This is a genomic window from Methyloversatilis discipulorum (genome assembly GCF_018780585.1).
GTDB lineage: Bacteria > Pseudomonadota > Gammaproteobacteria > Burkholderiales > Rhodocyclaceae > Methyloversatilis > Methyloversatilis discipulorum_B.
Genome location: NZ_JADMJL010000052.1, coordinates 1 through 2,335, shown reverse-complemented (window position 1 = coordinate 2,335; position 2,335 = coordinate 1). Strand labels below are relative to the sequence as shown.

Below are 2,335 nucleotides of genomic sequence, written 5' to 3'. Positions count from 1 at the left end.
CCGCCACCCAGGCTGTTCCACCAAACCCGAAGGTAAACACCCGACCGCTCGGGCGCACGGCCCACGCCGTGCTGCCGCTCGACGGCGATGTGCGGATCTGCTGCTGGTACTCCACGCTCCAGCCCACACCCAGCGGCATCACGCCCGTGCTCGAACCCGTCACCAGCTCCGAATACCCCGCCTGAATGCTCAGGCTGTTGTAGCTCCGGACGAATCCCAAAGAACCGGACGATACGTCCGACTCCGATAAATACTTGTTCCCTGAACCCAAACCTATCGGATGGGACGTCGAGGGACACATACCGCCAGAAGCTTTGGATTGATACGCAGAGGCGTGAATTTGAAATGGATACCCCGCGCCATAAAACCTTTGTACAAACTTGGGGTAATAATACGCACCCCAAATCAGTTTTGGCGTGTAATTAACACAGTAATTTGTGATATCAAACCCAGCCGAATCCTCATCAAACTCCATCACTCTATATAGGTACCCATAAGACCCATAGTCAGAGTAAACAGCACCTCCTCGCGGAACGTCCTCACACCCGAGAACTCTGCCCGGAAAAATCACAGCCGGTTGAGAAGTAGCACCAAAAACCGCACAGCAAGGAACAAGAAAAGAAATAGACAAAAGACAAGAGAGCAACAACCGGAAATCAAATAGACTAAGAGCCATAGTTCAAATGAGAACCTTAAGTAACCGCCGATCAAAGCCACCATTCCGGGATTTTCTGCTCGTGACAGTTGGCTCCGAAATTCAGCCATTAACCAACAATAGAACAACAACAGGGGGGCCCGCCACCGCTCTGCCCATAGGTTTCAAAGTCGCGACCTGCCCCCTATTTTTTTATTTTTTCTACCAAACGAAAAACGGTGATCGCCAAACAGGATTTTGGAGCAAAGAAAGCGTCATACAACAAGCACGGGGAGCATCAAACCTGTGCCCCCTATTTCCATCCCGTTGTATTACTGCGACGCGGCCGCAGTTGGCCCCTTATGAATCTGCGGAACGAAATCCAACTCCAACGACTCACTCATTTCGGTCAACTGGCTTATTAGCTTGGGGGGAAATTGAGAAGCCGTGTGGATGCTCCGGGCCCATCAATTCACAAACAATCATCAACACCACCTCATCCAAAGAGGCAGAATGCGCTTTTAATCCTTGCATCAACGCTGGGTTTTTCTCAAAGAATTCAGCAAATTCATCTTCCGGGTAAGCCGTACTGCATTCTCGATACGGCGAGCACCACATCTTCTTGTCCTGCAACTTCTCGTCCGAGAGCGAGCCTTTCAGGTCTCGAACTTCAGAGCCGGAATATTGAGGCTACTATGTAGCGAGCTAACTGCGAGGGCGTTGCCTGCAGCAAACAAGTAGTACCCAACCAGCATAGGTGACGAGAGGCTTTGATTAAATTACTTCTTTTCTTGGTTTATTGAAAGCCCAACAACAATAACGATTACGGTCAACGCGGCGATCAAAAAATCCAGCCAAAATGGAGAAAAAGACAAAAAAAACCTATACACAACAACCAATACAATCAGTGCAACAAAGAAAATCTTTAATGCGCGCGAACCGGTCATCATTTGGCCTTCCGAAATTATTTCTTGCATTCACATTTTTCGAATACCCAATCGACTGCGAGGCCTAAGCTAACTGCAGTTGCCGGAGCGCTGCTCGTCACAGCTACAACGCGCCCAACAGCTAAGCCAGCCGTCTCTCCCGCGACCGAGGCAGCAACGGTAGGCGCGTATTTCTGGGCGACGCTGCCTGCAGCAAACACCCCCCCCTTGAAACCTATTCCAAAAGTTAGCAAACACTTAACGGAATACACTTTATCGTCGCCAAAATAGGGCTCTGAGATTCCTGCGGCTCGCATCTGCACAGCACATGCAACTCCTTGTCCATCACAGATGCCACTCGTGGAAATCGTTATTGTTGGCCCGTCGCAAGGGTTTTCGGGGCAATGAGCGCCTTGATCGGTTTTTCGCTTTCCCCAAGATAAAGCGGGGCCGGGCGCGAGTCCACTTACATCGATGATCGCGATTGGATTCCCTTTGGCATAAGCAAAGATGTTATCCCCGCCCTCAATCCCAATCGGATCACTGGACAGGTACCTCCCCAACCTCGGCACGTAGTACCGATGCCAGTTGTAGTGCAGCCCTGATTCCTCATCGAAGTACTGGCCCGGAAAGCGCAGATACACGTAGGTCTTCTGCCCGTTGCCGTCCGGGTCCTCATTGGGCAGCGTGTTGCCGTAGCCATCCGACTCCCAGCGCCAGACGGCCGAGCCGCCGGTGAGCCGCGCCTGGCGCGGCGTGCCCAGGTGATCGAGCT

Annotated in this window: 3 protein-coding genes; all 3 read right to left on the bottom strand. The window is 51.8% G+C overall.

Annotated features, from left to right (window positions below):
- A partial coding sequence (locus tag IV112_RS19245; protein ID WP_304006325.1) for a DUF6531 domain-containing protein occupies positions 1–475 on the bottom strand: 475 nt, incomplete at its 3' end.
- 555 nt (positions 476–1,030) lie between these two features.
- A complete protein-coding gene (locus IV112_RS19240) occupies positions 1,031–1,267 on the bottom strand; it encodes a hypothetical protein (protein WP_304006322.1) in 237 nt (78 codons plus the stop codon).
- A gap of 331 nt (positions 1,268–1,598) precedes the next feature.
- The coding region (locus tag IV112_RS19235) for an RHS repeat-associated core domain-containing protein (protein WP_304006320.1) at positions 1,599–2,335 on the bottom strand (737 nt) is incomplete at its 5' end.